The organism is Pseudomonas sp. SM4, from assembly GCF_051913165.1.
Classification (GTDB): Bacteria; Pseudomonadota; Gammaproteobacteria; order Pseudomonadales; family Pseudomonadaceae; genus Aquipseudomonas.
Window position 1 is genome coordinate 266,918 of sequence record NZ_JBODOE010000009.1, and the last position, 12,493, is coordinate 279,410.

Consider the following 12,493-nt stretch of genomic DNA (forward strand, 5'->3'; position numbering starts at 1 on the left):
CCTTAAGCCTGAACCAGCGGGCCGGGGTTTTTCAGGTACTGCTCGCGGATCGCTTTCGCCGACCAGTAGGTCAGTGCAGCAACCAGCCCGGTCGGGTTGTAGCCCAGGCCTTGCGGGAACGCCGAGGCGCCCGGAACGAAGACGTTATGCACGTCCCAGCTCTGCAGGTAACGGTTCAGCGCGCTGGTCTTCGGATCGGTGCCCATGATCGCGCCACCGTTGAGGTGGGTAGTCTGGTAGGACGCAGTGTTGAAGTGGTCGCCGACTTTCTTGCCGATCACCGCAATGGCTTTCGGGCCCATCGCTTCGGCAACCTTGCCCATTTTCTCGACCATGAAACGGTTCATCTTGATGTCGTTTTCCTGCCAGTCGAAGGTCATCCGCAGCAGCGGCAAACCGTAGGCATCGCGGTACACCGGATCGAGGTCGAGGTAGTTGCCACGGTAGGACTGATGCGCGCCGTGGGCGTCCATCGACACCTGGTGGGTGTAGTAATCGGCGGTCGCTCGTTTCCAGTCACTGCCCCAGGCCGGGGTGCCCGGCGGGTTCGAGGTGCCGGCAATCGGCCGGCTGCCGGCCTGGTTGACCCACATCGGCGAGCCGCCGACGAAGCCGTGCGGGCCGTGGTCGAAGTTGTCGGCGTTGAAGTCATCCAGCGCCACGCCGTTGCCGCCAGCGCCGATGAAGTTGTTGGTGTGAGTGTCCTTGTCGAAGAACGCCTTGATGGTCGCCATGTTCTGGTAGGCGAAGTTACGCCCGACCACGCCTTCGCCAGTCTTCGGGTCGTACGGTTTGCCGATGCCGGAGAGCAGCATCAACCGCACGTTGTGCAGCTGGAACGCACCGAGGATCACCAGATCCGCCGGTTGCTCGATCTCGCGGCCCTGGCCGTCGACGTAGGTGACGCCGGTGGCTTTGCTCTTGGTGCTGTCGAGGTTGATCCGCAGCACGTGGGCGTTGGCGCGCAGCTCGAAATTCGGCAGCGGTTTCAGCGCCGGCAGAATGTTCACGTTCGGCGAAGCCTTGGAGTACATGTAGCAAACATAACCGCTGCAAAAACCGCAGAAGTTGCACGGGCCCATTTGTGCGCCGTAAGGGTTGGTGTACGGCCCGGAGGTGTTTGCCGAAGGCAGGTTGTAAGGTTTGTAACCGACTTCTGTAGCCGCTTTGCCGAACAGCTGTGCGGACACCGTATTCTTCTGCGCTTCCAGCGGGAACGGGTTGGAGCGATCGGGCGCGTATGGGTTGCCGCCTTTGCCCTGACCCACCAGTTGACCTTTCACCGTCCACGCCTGGCCGGAGGTGCCGAAGACTTTCTCAGCGAAATCGAAAAACGGCTCCAGCTCTTCATAGCTGACGCCGAAGTCCTGGATGGTCATGTCCTTGGGGATGAAGCTTTTGCCGTAGCGCTCTTCGTAGTGGCTACGCATGCGCAACTCGATCGGGTCGACCCGGAAGTGCACGCCCGACCAGTGCAGGCCGGCACCGCCGACGCCGTTGCCCGGCAGGAACGCGCCCAACTGGCGGTTCGGCAGGGCGATGTCGTTGACGCTGTGGCGAATGGTGACGGTCTCTTTGGAGATGTCTTGAAAGAGTTTTTTACGCACGCTGTAGGTGAGTTCGTCGATCACCTGTGGATAGTTGCCGTCGGGGTAAGTGTCCTGCATCGGCCCGCGCTCCAGTGCCAGCACATTGAGACCTGCTTCGGTCAGTTCCTTGGCCATGATTGCGCCGGTCCAGCCGAAACCGACGATGACTGCGTCAACCTTCTTCATTACCGTTGCCATGCTTACGCCCTCTCGCCGCGAATCGAAACTGCCGGGAAGGGGTATTGCTCGTTGCGTTCCACCCAATCCATGAAATCGGCGCGGGCGCCGGGGAAGCCGATCATGGTCCAGCCGACCATGCCTTTATTGCCACCGTGGATCGGGTCGCAGAAGAACCCTTCCTTGGTGTTTTGCAGCAGCAGATTGAAGAAAATCTTCGCCGGAACCGCGTCGAACTGTGGTTTGCCGGCTTCAAGTTGCTTGAGCAAATCGTCTCGGGTAGCGCTGTCTTGCTCAGCAAATACTTTACCGTTGAGGGATTTTGCCCACTGATCCGTGGCGGCGATGCCGAGGCGATAGATCTCTTTGGGCACCAGTTTGCTCTGCCAGCCCATTTCCGGAGCGGCGTCGGCGTTGAACGGGCCTTGCATGTACCAGAGGGCGCCGGCGGCGTACGGCGTATTCATCTGGCGATCGATGTATTCCGGCACACCGGCTTCGAGCGCGCCTGGGCCTTGGGCATCGTTAGGGATCAATTGCGCTACGGCGGCATTGATGAACGCCCATTCTTCGGCGGTGAAGTAATTCGGCTGATACGCGCCGGCGTCAGCGCGAGCGGCTTGCCCGGCCGGAGCAGCAGGCGCAGCTGCGGGCGCCGCTTGCAGCACGCTGCTGCCCAGACCGGTGCCGGCCAGGGTGACCACCGGGATCAGGGTCAGGGATTTGCGCAAAAACTCACGCCGCGGGTTGTCTCGACTTTCATCAGACATGGGGTGCACCTCATCAGGCATCAGGGGGTAACCGTTTCTGCGAACGGCTTGAGGATTTTTCGTCGCGACGCGGCCGGATGACCCGGAAAAGGGGGGCGCGTCTGCAACATCGTGTGACAAATGGTAGCAGGCTAAGCTTCGGGATGAACCGATTCAGTGGAAAAAGAGCGGTTTTTGTTGGCTGTACGCCATGAAACAGCGCTGATTGACGATTCTTTTACAAACGGCTCACGGGGCTTTGACCGCCGAACATCGAAGCTATGGTTCCTCTCATCGATGAATCCCGACACGGTCACCAGCATGTCTCGAGTGCGCTTGTTCTCTGCTTTGTGTTTATCGCTTGTAGTGCTGCTGCCCTGGATGCCGGCCCACGCCGCGTCGGCAACGGCTGTTCGCCCGACTGAATGGGCGCAGCCGGTCGAGGTGCAATACAACCTGTTCCAGATGTCGCCAACGCTCTATCGCAGCGCATTACCCGATGGCGGCGCGGTGCCGCTGCTGAAAAATCTCAAGGTCGCCACGGTGATCAACTTCCTCCCGGAAGCGGACAGCAACTGGCTGTCGGAGCCGGGCATCAATCAAGTACAACTGCCGTATCGCACCAACCACGTCGACGACGCCGATGTCCTCAAAGCCCTGCGCGCCATTCAGGCTGCTGAAGCCAACGGCCCGGTGCTGATGCATTGCAAACACGGCTCCGACCGCACGGGCCTGATGGCCGCCATGTACCGTGTGGTGGTGCAAGGCTGGAGCAAAGAGGACGCCTTGAGCGAAATGACCCAAGGCGGATTCGGCGAGAGCGGGCACTTTCGCGACAGCGTGCGCTACGTGATGCAGGCTGATGTCGACAAACTGCGCACGGCGCTGGCCAATGGTGATTGCAGCACCAGCGCATTCGCTACCTGCTCGATGAAGAGTTGGTTGCAGTCGGTGAATCTCAAGTAAGCGCAGGGTTCAATTCGCCTTCGACTGCCGTGGGTTCAAGGCTGACGGGCTGACCGAGGAACATTTGCATGGCGCTCAGTAGCGAAGACGAATCGCCGGATAAAAACGCTTCGCGAAACGCCCGCCCGGTGTGCGGGTTGAACACGCCATCGTGCTGAAAACGTTTGAACGCCTCGGTCGCCAGCACGCCTGACCATTTGTAGGCATACACCGAGGCTTCGTAGCCGGTGGCCAGATAATCGAAGCTGTTGGCGAACCGGCAATAGTCCGGCATTTGTAGCGTGGGAAATTCGCGCTGCACCGCCTCGAATACCTGCGCAATACTGCGGCCGTCGCCGTGGCTTTGGTGCAATTCAAAATCCAGTAACGCCCCCATCAGCAACATCGCCGTGGCCCTGCTGGTCTGTGCCTCAAGCGCGGTCAGTGCGGTGTTGACCCGCTCTGCGGTCAGACGCTCCCCCGTTTGATGGTGCGCCGCCAGCCACAGGAGAAACTCCTGCGACAAACACCATTGCTCAAACAACTGCCCGGTGAATTCGGCGCTATCGCGGGCGAATTGTGAAATGCCTGACAAATTGAAGTGCGGCGAGCGCGTCAGCACCTGTTGCAGGCAATGCCCGAATTCATGGAGCAGCACCCGCAGATCGTGATGCGAAAGCAGGCACGGGTGCTCAGCCGTCGGGGCGGTGAAATTGCTCGACAGCACGGCTATCGGCGTCGCCAAGCGCCCTTCGGCATTGATTCGCCGATTACGCACGGTGCCTGTCCAGGCATAGTCGGGCGCATTCTCAGCCGCGTACGGATCCAGATAGATGTGCCCGATCACTTGGTCGTGCTCACTGACCTCGAACAGGCGCACCTGCTCATGCCAGCGATCAAACGTGAGTTGCTCGCGAATCGCGATACCGAACAGGTGTTCGCTGAACCGGCATAACCCGCGCAACGTGCTCTCCAGCGGGAAGTACTGGCGTAAGCCCTGCAGGGCGCCGTCCAGTTGCTGCACGCGTAATTGCTCGGCGAGAAAATCCTCATCCCACGCCTGAATCGTCCCGAAGCCCTGCTGATCGGCGAACGTTCGCAGCGTTTGCGCCTCCTGCTCCAGCAAAGGTTTCGCCAGCGCTATCTGCTGGCGCAGAAAGGCGCTGACCTGAGTGGTGTTGGTGATCACCCGGTTGTCGAGGCGCAACTCGGCGAAATTGTTGAAGCCCAGCACTTGGGCTTTCTCGTGACGCAAAGCCAGCAGCAAACTCAACACCGGCTCGTTATCGAACTGATCCGCCTGCGGGCCCTGATCGGAGGCGCGGGTGCTCCAGGCAATAAAATATTCCTCGCGCAAGGCTCGGTCGCGCGCGTAGGTCAGGATTTGCTGGCAAGTGTTCTGGTCCAGCGTGAGCAGCCAGCCGTCGAGCCCGGCCTGCCTGGCCTGGAGTGCCAGTTGCGCCTGACTGTGCGGGCTGAGCCCGGCGAGCAGCGTGACATCGGTGATGTGCTTGGTCCACGCGGCATTGGCGAGTTCGATCTGGCTTGAAAACAGTCGCTCGAGCAAGCCGATTAGTCTATTCAGACGGGCGAGTCTTTCCTGTTGCGCGGTGGGTAACTCAATTCCGGACAAGCGAAACCCGCGCAGGATCTTTGCCAGCGAGGCTTTGCGCGCGGCATTGAAATGGACAGCGGCCGCGCTGCTGCCCAAGCGTTGAAACGTACGGAACAACGGCACGCTCGCTGATTTGTCAGTCTGGTATTGCTCGTCGATTTGCCTGCACTGCGCACTGGCCTTTTCCCACGCGCTATCGGCTGATTTGCCCATCGAAAGGTATTCGATCACCGCCATGGTTTCCGCCAATGTCGCATCGGCTTCATCGACGGCAAGGATCAGATCGTCCCAGTTCGGGTGCTCGGTCTGGCTGGTGATCACGTGTTCAATGATCAGTTGGTTGTTGGTCACGATTGCGGTGATTGCCGGCACTAGATGTTCGGCACGCACGGTCGACCACGGAGGCAGCGTCCAGCGTTGTAACAGCGGATTGGAATCAGGCATGACGTCTTCCTTGAGGGATGGCTGAAGAGCCAGCCTAATCAGGAAGCGCAGAGGAAGGGTGGTACATAGTTACCACCTTTCACCGCAAAAACGGTGAAAGGTGGATGACACGTCAGTGTTGCTCGTCAGGCTTTTTCTTCAGCTTCGGGTTGGGGAAAAACTGTACCGCTTGCACGGTTTTGTCCGGTGCCGGTTTGCTGATCGCGCTGGTGTTGACCCGCGTGCCCAGTTCTTTCGGCACCGACAGCCCTTGCTCGTTGAGCGTGTCGGAGTAACCGCAAGCCACACATTCACGGTGCGGCACGCTGTCTTCGTTCCACATCATCAACTTGTCCGGCTCGCTGCACGCCGGGCAGACGGCCCCGGCGATAAAGCGTTTCTTGGTAATCACAGGCCCGTCACTCATGCTGCCGCGTCCTCACTCAGGCCGCTGTGGCGCAACAGTGCGTCAATCGACGGCTCACGGCCACGGAAGTCGACGAACAGCACCATCGGTGCCTGCGAACCGCCGCGCGCCAGAATCGCTTCGCGGAAGGCGCGACCGGTTTCAGCGTTGAGCACGCCGTCTTCTTCGAACTTCGAGAAGGCATCCGCCGACAGCACTTCAGCCCACTTGTAGCTGTAGTAACCCGCCGCATAACCGCCGGCGAAGATGTGCGCGAAGCTGTTCGGAAAGCGGTTGTAGGCTGGCGGACGCATCACCGACACCTCGTCACGCACGCCTTCGAGCACCTGCGCGGCAGTGCGGCCGTCACCGTGGGTGGCGTGCAGTTCGAAGTCGAACAGCGAGAATTCCAGCTGACGGACCATCATCAGGCCGGACTGGAAGTTCTTCGCTGCGAGCATTTTTTCCAGCAGATCCTGCGGCAGCGGCTCACCGCTTTCGTAGTGAGCGGAAATCAGCGCTAAGCCTTCCGGCTCCCAGCACCAGTTTTCCATGAACTGGCTTGGCAGCTCGACCGCGTCCCACGCCACGCCGTTGATCCCGGAAACACCGGCGTGATCAACGCGGGTCAGCAGGTGGTGCAGGCCATGGCCGAATTCGTGGAACAACGTGGTCACTTCATCGTGGGTCAGCAGCGCAGGCTTGCCACTGTCGGCCGGGGTGAAGTTGCACACCAGATTGGCCACCGGGCTTTGCAGAACCCCGTCGATGGTGCGGCGACGATCGCGGGCGCCGTCCATCCACGCACCGCCACGCTTGTTGGCGCGGGCGTAGAGGTCGAAGAAGAAGCGGCCGACGTGCTGGCCGTTTTCCTTGATTTCGAACAGGCGAACATCCGGGTGCCAGGTGTCGAAGCCTTTCTGTTCGGCGATTTCGATGCCGTACAGACGCTGAACAATGGCAAACAGACCGCCCAGCACTTTGTCGATCGGGAAGTAGGCGCGCAGGGTTTCCTGAGCAACGCTGTAGCGTTGTTCACGAAGTTTTTCGCCGTAGAAACCGCTGTCCCAGCTTTGCAGATCGGCGCAGCCCTGTTCGGCGGCGTAGGCGCGCAGCTGTTGCAGATCCTGTGCGGCGAACGGTTTGCTGCGCTTGGCCAGATCGCGCAGGAAGCTCAGCACCTGATCGCTGGATTCAGCCATTTTCGTGGCCAGGCTCAGTTCGGAGAAGCTGGCGAAACCCAGCAGCCTGGCCAGTTCCTGACGCAGGTCGAGGATCTCTTCCATCACCGGGCCGTTATCGTTCTGGCCGGCGTTCGGGCCTTGATCCGAGGCGCGGGTGCAGTAGGCGGCGTAGACTTCTTCACGCAGCGCACGGTCTTGCGCGTAGGTCATCACCGCGTAGTAGCTCGGGAATTCCAGGGTGATCAGCCAGCCATCGAGGCCTTTGGCCTGAGCAGCGGCGGCCATTTGCGCCTTGGCCGAATCGGTCAGGCCGGCGAGGGCGGCTTCGTCGGTGACGTGCTTGGTCCACGCCTGAGTGGCGTCGAGCAGCTGGTTGGAGAAGCGGCTGCCCAGCTCGGACAGTTTGCTCTGCACTTCGGCGTAGCGTTTCTGTTCGGCTTCCGGCAGGTCGATACCCGACAGACGGAAGTCACGCAGGGCGTGTTCCAGAATAGTCTTCTGCGCCACGTCGAAACCGGCGGCTTGCGGGCTGTTGGCCAGGGCTTCATAAGCCTGGAACAGCTCGCGGTTCTGGCCCATCTCGGTGGAGTAGGCGCTCAGGGCTGGCAGGCACGATTCGTAGGCTTCACGCAGTTCGGCGCTGTTGCACACGGCGTTGAGGTGGCTGACCGGGCTCCAGGCAGCGCCGAGGCGATCATTGAGTTCGTCCATCGCCAGTACCAGGCCGGCCCACGTCGGGTTCTGCACTTGGGTCTTGAGGATTTCGGCAATGGCGGCGCGGTTGTCGGCCAGGATCGTTTCGATGGCGGGCAGGACGTGTTCGGCACGGATCGTGGAGAACGGTGGCAGGTCGTAGGACTGCAGCAGAGGGTTGTTCACGCTCACGGTTGGCACCTTGGCTGGGGAAACATTGCCCCATCTTAATTACAATCGGCATTCACCGCAGCTATCGGCGACAGAGAGAGAAATTATCGTGTCCGTTCGCAAGTACCAGAATCACACCCCCAGCCTGAGCAAAGGCGCATTTGTCGACAGCTCGGCGGTGGTGATCGGCGACGTCGAAATCGGCGCAGACAGCTCGGTCTGGCCGCTGACCGTGATCCGTGGCGACATGCACCGCATCCGCATCGGTGCGCGCACCAGCGTGCAGGACGGCTGCGTGTTGCACATCACTCACGCCGGCCCGTTCAACCCTGACGGCTTTCCGCTGCTGATCGGCGACGACGTGACCATCGCCCACAAAGTCATGCTGCATGGCTGCAGCGTCGGCAGCCGCGTGCTGATCGGCATGGGCAGCATCGTCATGGACGGCGCGGTGGTTGAAGACGACGTGATCATCGGCGCCGGCAGCCTGGTGCCGCCGGGCAAGCGCCTTGAAACTGGCTTCCTCTATGTGGGTAGCCCGGTGAAACAGGTGCGAGAACTCACCGACAAGGAAAAAGCCTTCTTCACTTACAGCGCGGCGAACTACGTGAAGCTCAAGGACCTGCATCTGGCCGAAGGCTACGACACACTCTGAACTGAATTGGCGACTGCCCAGGAATTCCCATGCATTACCAAACCGTACTGTTCGACCTCGATGGCACCCTCACCGACCCGCGTGAAGGCATCACCCGTTCCATTCAGTTTGCCTTGGCCAAGCTCGGCATCGATGAACCGGATCTGACCAAGCTCGAACACTTCATCGGCCCGCCGCTGTTGCAGGCGTTCATGCAGTTCTATGACTTTGATGAGGCCAAGGCGTGGGAAGCGGTGAATTTCTATCGCGAGCGTTTCAAGGTCACTGGCCTGTACGAGAACCGTATGTTTGACGGCGTCACACCGTTGCTGGAAACCCTCGGTGGCCAAGGTCGGCAGTTGTATATCGCGACGTCCAAACCGTGGATATTCGCCCGCGAGATCGCCCGGCACTTTGATTTCGCCCGGCATTTCAAAGTGATTTACGGCAGCGAACTGGATGGCACGCGCACCAACAAGGTTGAGTTGATTGCGCATCTAGTGAAGGAAGAAGGGCTGGACCCGGCGAATACGCTGATGATCGGCGACCGTAAGCACGACCTGATCGGTGCGCGCAGCAATGGACTGGATGCGGCGGCGGTCGGTTATGGATTTGGCAGTTTTGAAGAGCTGAATGCCGAGGCGCCGGCTTATCACTTTGAAACGCTGGACGAGTTGCATCAGGCCTTTCTGCGGCGCTGATCAGATTGCAATCGCGAGCAGGCTCACTCCTACATTTGGAATGCGTTCCCCCTTTAGGAGTGAGCCTGCTCGCGAAGGGGTCGGCTCAGCCAATGCGAAATCAGGATTTTGCCAACGCTTTCAGTGCCGCCTTGCGCTCCGTCACCGGCAACCCACCCAACCGCTCAACCTCAGCATAAAATCTCAGCCAATCCCCCCCGACCTGTTTGAACAACGCCGAAAACGCCGGCACCCACTGGTCATACAGCCCAAACGGCAACAACCGTGCATTGTTCAGCGGCGCGTTCACCCAGGCGTCATAGCGCTTGTCCCCGGCCCACTGGCTGTCCCTCATCACCCGATAATCCCGGCGAAACTGTTCGAACTCGGCCGCTTTGCGTTCGCGCATCCGCTCAGCCGGCAATGGCTGTGCGTACAGCTTTTCCAGCCGTGAGCGGGTATCGAGGACTAACTCAATGAATTGATCGCGTTGCTTGAGCCGAGAATCTTTATCCGCCGGCAACCCGCGAAACGCGCGCCACTGCCGCGTGCCTTCCTGCTCGACAAAGGTGGCGAAGGACTCGTTGAACTCGGTGTCGTCCTTCACATAAAAGCGCTGATGCGCCAGCTCATGAAAGATCAGCGTGGCCAAACGTTCATCACCCCAGCCCAGCATCGTGTTGATGATCGGATCGTTGAACCAGCCGAGCGTCGAGTAAGCCTCGACGCCGCCAATCGACACGTCCATGCCCTGCAAGCGCTGGATCGCCGCTTCACCCCGCGCCGCGCCCTGGCTGTAATAGCCGCGATAGGCCACGCACCCGGCAATCGGAAAGCAATGATTCTGCGGCGTCAGGGAAAACTCCTGAGTGGCGAACACATTCCACACCACGTACGGCCGGCCAATGTCGGCGTACAGGCGATAGCTCTGGTTGTCCGGCAGGTGCAGATGCTCGCTGGCGAATGCACGGGCCTTTTGCGATTGGCTCAGGTGCGCGCGCAACGTGGCGTCGCGGCTGGGGTCGGCAATGACCTTTGCCACCGGCTCACGCGCCCGCAACAGTTGCAGTTGGCCACTGGCCAACTGGCCGTAATAGCTGACGCTGGCGCAACCGTTGAGCAACAAAAACATCACACCCGGAAACAAAACCCGAAAAACGCGATCAAGTAACCCATGGCTTGCAAACGGCCTGATCAAAATAAGAAATCCCCCCGGAGAGTCTGCTCGCAAGACTATCCCGCCTTAAGGAGCACCGCTATGCGCATGTTGATGCTGACGGGAGGCCTGCTGACGCTGGCCGGTTGTGCCCATTTCGGAATGCCCGATCCGGACCCTTCGCAAGCCTGGATTGATCTTGATGCACGGCAGCAGGACACGGCACTGCAAGCGCTGAAGGTCGATAGCAGCGCGGCCGTCGATAAACGTTACTTCGAGGTACAGCCCGGCAGCCATGAGTTGACGGTGCGCTATCAGTTTCCGGTTGACGCCACCAACATCGGCCCCGATGCCGAACCGCTGTGGCGTGATTGCCGGATGAACGTGAAATTCAAGGATTTCAATGCCGGTCAGCGTTATCAATTGCAGGCCGGCAGCATCGGTTTCCGGCCCTGGGCCAAACTTTATGATGAGCAGCGCAACGTGGTGGGGCAGGGCACGCCGGCGGGCTGTCAGAAGACCTGATCGGCGGTATGCTGGATGTCCACATCAAAGGACATTTGATCATGCGCAGGTTGACGTTGTTGCTGGTAGGAAGTGTGCTTGCCGGCTGCCAGAGCCCGCTGCCAGCGGCGGATCCCGGCAAAGCCTGGGTCGACTTTGCGATGCCGACACCCGGCGGCAAGGTGTTGATGGCGGAACGGCTGGACAATGTGCGCCTGCAGGACGGACGCTTTTTTCAGGTCACGCCGGGCAGTCATGAACTGACGGTGCGCTTCGATTTCGAGATTTTCGGCGGCGGCCAGGGCATGGACACCGACCCGCAGGAGCGGCTGTGTTACATGACCGTGCCTTATGACCACTTCGAAGCCGGGCAACGTTACCGGCTCGAAGCCCGCTCGCTGGCCTTCACGCCAAGCGCCCGGTTGATCAATCGTCAGGGGCAGATCGTTGCCGAAGAACGGCAGATCAACTGCGTGCCTTAAGCGTTATCAGGAGTCGTTCTTCTGATAGATGATCGCTTTGGTGCCGTTCTCACACGAACCCACCACCATGGCGATATCGTGCTTGGCCGCCTCTTCCTTGCTGACAATTTCCAGCGTGTACGAAGGCACGGCTTTGGCCTGGATCTTGATCTCGATTTCTTTTCTCAGTTCTTCGCAGTCTTTCGGTGCTGCAACTACCGAGGTGGCCAGTGCACTGCAAAGGATCGCCAAGCCAATACGTTTCATGAGTGAAGCTCCCTGAGGCAGCGCGCACGGGCGTGCGCTGAAGCTGCTGTCATGTATTCGACCATATTTTCATAAAACGAGTTCTGACTTCGCTCACAAGATGTACGCACAGTTTCTGATTTGCGGTGATGTTGAGATCGCTATCGCGAGCAGGCTCACTCCTACATTTGATCTCCGGCGGACACAATTTCTGTGATCGACCAAAATTCCCTGTAGGAGTGAGCCTGCTCGCGATAGCGTCGGACCTGCTAACTCCGAATCAACTGACCAACGTCGCCTCAAGGCTGATCTGCGCATTCAGCACTTTCGACACCGGGCACCCTTCCTTGGCCTTTTTGCTCAGCTCATCAAACTGCGCCTGTGTGGCCCCCGGGATTTTCGCCTTGAGGATCAGCTTCACCGCAGTAATCGCGAAACCGCCCTCAACCTGATCGAGGGTCACTTCAGCCTGGGTGTCGATGCTGTCAGCCTTAAGGCCCGCATCGCCGAGAATCATCGAAAACGCCATGGAGAAACAACCGGCATGTGCAGCGCCGATCAGTTCTTCCGGGTTGGTGCCCTTGCCGCCCTCGAAGCGCGCCTTGAAACCGTACGGTGCTTCTCTGAGGACACCGGTTTCAGTGGAGATCGAGCCAATGCCGGTTTTCAGATCGCCTGCCCAATGTGCGGATGCTTTCTTCACGATAGCCATGTCTGCCTCCTCAAGATCTGACGCGGAAACGCCGCGCCGTCGTGGTTTTTGCCTGCAAGGCTTCTGAGGATAGACGTCGGAACAAAGTTCAGCCCGTCTGAATCGTTGACTTTTTTAGTAGGAAATTTCGGCTCCGCTATTGAAACTC

The 12,493-nt window shown here is 59.7% G+C and carries 13 protein-coding genes; 5 read left to right on the forward strand and 8 right to left on the reverse strand.

Annotated elements, in window-relative coordinates; all coding sequences use genetic code 11:
* Nucleotides 1–2: 2 nt before the first annotated feature.
* Together ACQ4MY_RS18720 and ACQ4MY_RS18725 are read right to left on the reverse strand one after the other, a co-directional pair.
* Nucleotides 3–1,787 (reverse strand): GMC family oxidoreductase, encoded by a 1,785-nt coding sequence (locus tag ACQ4MY_RS18720; RefSeq protein WP_440096079.1) that lies wholly within the window; start codon nt 1,785–1,787, stop codon nt 3–5.
* Nucleotides 1,788–1,789: 2 nt separating this feature from the next.
* Nucleotides 1,790–2,536 carry a gluconate 2-dehydrogenase subunit 3 family protein gene (locus ACQ4MY_RS18725; protein WP_158830073.1) on the reverse strand — a complete coding sequence of 249 codons (747 nt, stop codon included), beginning with the start codon at nt 2,534–2,536 and terminating at the stop codon, nt 1,790–1,792.
* Between the two features lie 300 nt (nt 2,537–2,836).
* Here ACQ4MY_RS18725 and ACQ4MY_RS18730 point away from each other — a divergent pair, with 300 nt between their 5' ends.
* Complete coding sequence (locus tag ACQ4MY_RS18730; protein ID WP_440096098.1) at nt 2,837–3,481, forward strand: dual specificity protein phosphatase family protein; 645 nt, start codon at nt 2,837–2,839, stop codon at nt 3,479–3,481.
* Here the strand turns inward: ACQ4MY_RS18730 and ACQ4MY_RS18735 are convergent.
* From ACQ4MY_RS18735 to prlC, 3 genes are all read right to left on the reverse strand, one after another.
* Nucleotides 3,474–5,519, reverse strand: a complete 2,046-nt coding sequence (locus ACQ4MY_RS18735; RefSeq protein ID WP_440096080.1) for a M3 family metallopeptidase — start codon at nt 5,517–5,519, stop codon at nt 3,474–3,476. The genes ACQ4MY_RS18730 and ACQ4MY_RS18735 overlap by 8 nt on opposite strands.
* A 112-nt stretch (nt 5,520–5,631) precedes the next feature.
* Complete coding sequence (locus ACQ4MY_RS18740) at nt 5,632–5,925, reverse strand: YheV family putative zinc ribbon protein (RefSeq protein ID WP_158830075.1); 294 nt, start codon at nt 5,923–5,925, stop codon at nt 5,632–5,634.
* Complete coding sequence (gene prlC, locus ACQ4MY_RS18745) at nt 5,922–7,973, reverse strand: oligopeptidase A (protein WP_440096081.1); 2,052 nt, start codon at nt 7,971–7,973, stop codon at nt 5,922–5,924. Before prlC ends, ACQ4MY_RS18740 begins: the two co-directional genes overlap by 4 nt.
* Nucleotides 7,974–8,061: 88 nt before the next feature.
* On the opposite strand from prlC, the gene ACQ4MY_RS18750 reads away from it, so the two are divergent.
* Nucleotides 8,062–8,607, forward strand: a complete 546-nt coding sequence (locus tag ACQ4MY_RS18750) for a gamma carbonic anhydrase family protein (RefSeq protein WP_440096082.1) — start codon at nt 8,062–8,064, stop codon at nt 8,605–8,607.
* A 29-nt stretch (nt 8,608–8,636) separates the two neighbouring features.
* Nucleotides 8,637–9,287 carry an HAD family hydrolase gene (locus ACQ4MY_RS18755; protein WP_440096083.1) on the forward strand — a complete coding sequence of 217 codons (651 nt, stop codon included), beginning with the start codon at nt 8,637–8,639 and terminating at the stop codon, nt 9,285–9,287.
* A gap of 100 nt (nt 9,288–9,387) precedes the next feature.
* Here ACQ4MY_RS18755 and ACQ4MY_RS18760 read toward each other — a convergent pair whose 3' ends face one another.
* On the reverse strand, nt 9,388–10,464 hold the full coding sequence (locus tag ACQ4MY_RS18760; RefSeq protein ID WP_440096084.1) for an aminopeptidase: 1,077 nt from the start codon (nt 10,462–10,464) through the stop codon (nt 9,388–9,390).
* A 60-nt stretch (nt 10,465–10,524) separates the two neighbouring features.
* On the opposite strand from ACQ4MY_RS18760, the gene ACQ4MY_RS18765 reads away from it, so the two are divergent.
* Complete coding sequence (locus ACQ4MY_RS18765; protein WP_440096085.1) at nt 10,525–10,947, forward strand: PA0061/PA0062 family lipoprotein; 423 nt, start codon at nt 10,525–10,527, stop codon at nt 10,945–10,947.
* A gap of 41 nt (nt 10,948–10,988) precedes the next feature.
* Nucleotides 10,989–11,408, forward strand: a complete 420-nt coding sequence (locus ACQ4MY_RS18770; RefSeq protein ID WP_440096086.1) for a PA0061/PA0062 family lipoprotein — start codon at nt 10,989–10,991, stop codon at nt 11,406–11,408.
* A gap of 6 nt (nt 11,409–11,414) precedes the next feature.
* Here ACQ4MY_RS18770 and ACQ4MY_RS18775 read toward each other — a convergent pair whose 3' ends face one another.
* Entirely contained in the window at nt 11,415–11,654 is a 240-nt protein-coding gene (locus ACQ4MY_RS18775; protein WP_008081158.1) for a DUF1161 domain-containing protein, read from the reverse strand.
* Nucleotides 11,655–11,913: 259 nt separating this feature from the next.
* Nucleotides 11,914–12,345, reverse strand: coding sequence for an OsmC family protein (locus tag ACQ4MY_RS18780; RefSeq protein ID WP_008081156.1), 432 nt, complete (start codon nt 12,343–12,345; stop codon nt 11,914–11,916).
* Nucleotides 12,346–12,493 lie beyond the last annotated feature (148 nt).

What these genes read in the sequence shown, in the direction of transcription:
- ACQ4MY_RS18720 (WP_440096079.1), bottom strand. Translation starts at nt 1,787, where the DNA reads ATGGCAACGGTAATGAAGAAGGTTGACGCAGTCATCGTCGGTTTCGGC.
- ACQ4MY_RS18740 (WP_158830075.1), bottom strand. Translation starts at nt 5,925, where the DNA reads ATGAGTGACGGGCCTGTGATTACCAAGAAACGCTTTATCGCCGGGGCC.
- ACQ4MY_RS18775 (WP_008081158.1), bottom strand. Translation starts at nt 11,654, where the DNA reads ATGAAACGTATTGGCTTGGCGATCCTTTGCAGTGCACTGGCCACCTCG.
- ACQ4MY_RS18730 (WP_440096098.1), top strand. Translation starts at nt 2,837, where the DNA reads ATGTCTCGAGTGCGCTTGTTCTCTGCTTTGTGTTTATCGCTTGTAGTG.
- ACQ4MY_RS18780 (WP_008081156.1), bottom strand. Translation starts at nt 12,345, where the DNA reads ATGGCTATCGTGAAGAAAGCATCCGCACATTGGGCAGGCGATCTGAAA.
- ACQ4MY_RS18770 (WP_440096086.1), top strand. Translation starts at nt 10,989, where the DNA reads ATGCGCAGGTTGACGTTGTTGCTGGTAGGAAGTGTGCTTGCCGGCTGC.
- ACQ4MY_RS18765 (WP_440096085.1), top strand. Translation starts at nt 10,525, where the DNA reads ATGCGCATGTTGATGCTGACGGGAGGCCTGCTGACGCTGGCCGGTTGT.
- ACQ4MY_RS18735 (WP_440096080.1), bottom strand. Translation starts at nt 5,519, where the DNA reads ATGCCTGATTCCAATCCGCTGTTACAACGCTGGACGCTGCCTCCGTGG.
- ACQ4MY_RS18725 (WP_158830073.1), bottom strand. Translation starts at nt 2,536, where the DNA reads ATGTCTGATGAAAGTCGAGACAACCCGCGGCGTGAGTTTTTGCGCAAA.
- ACQ4MY_RS18755 (WP_440096083.1), top strand. Translation starts at nt 8,637, where the DNA reads ATGCATTACCAAACCGTACTGTTCGACCTCGATGGCACCCTCACCGAC.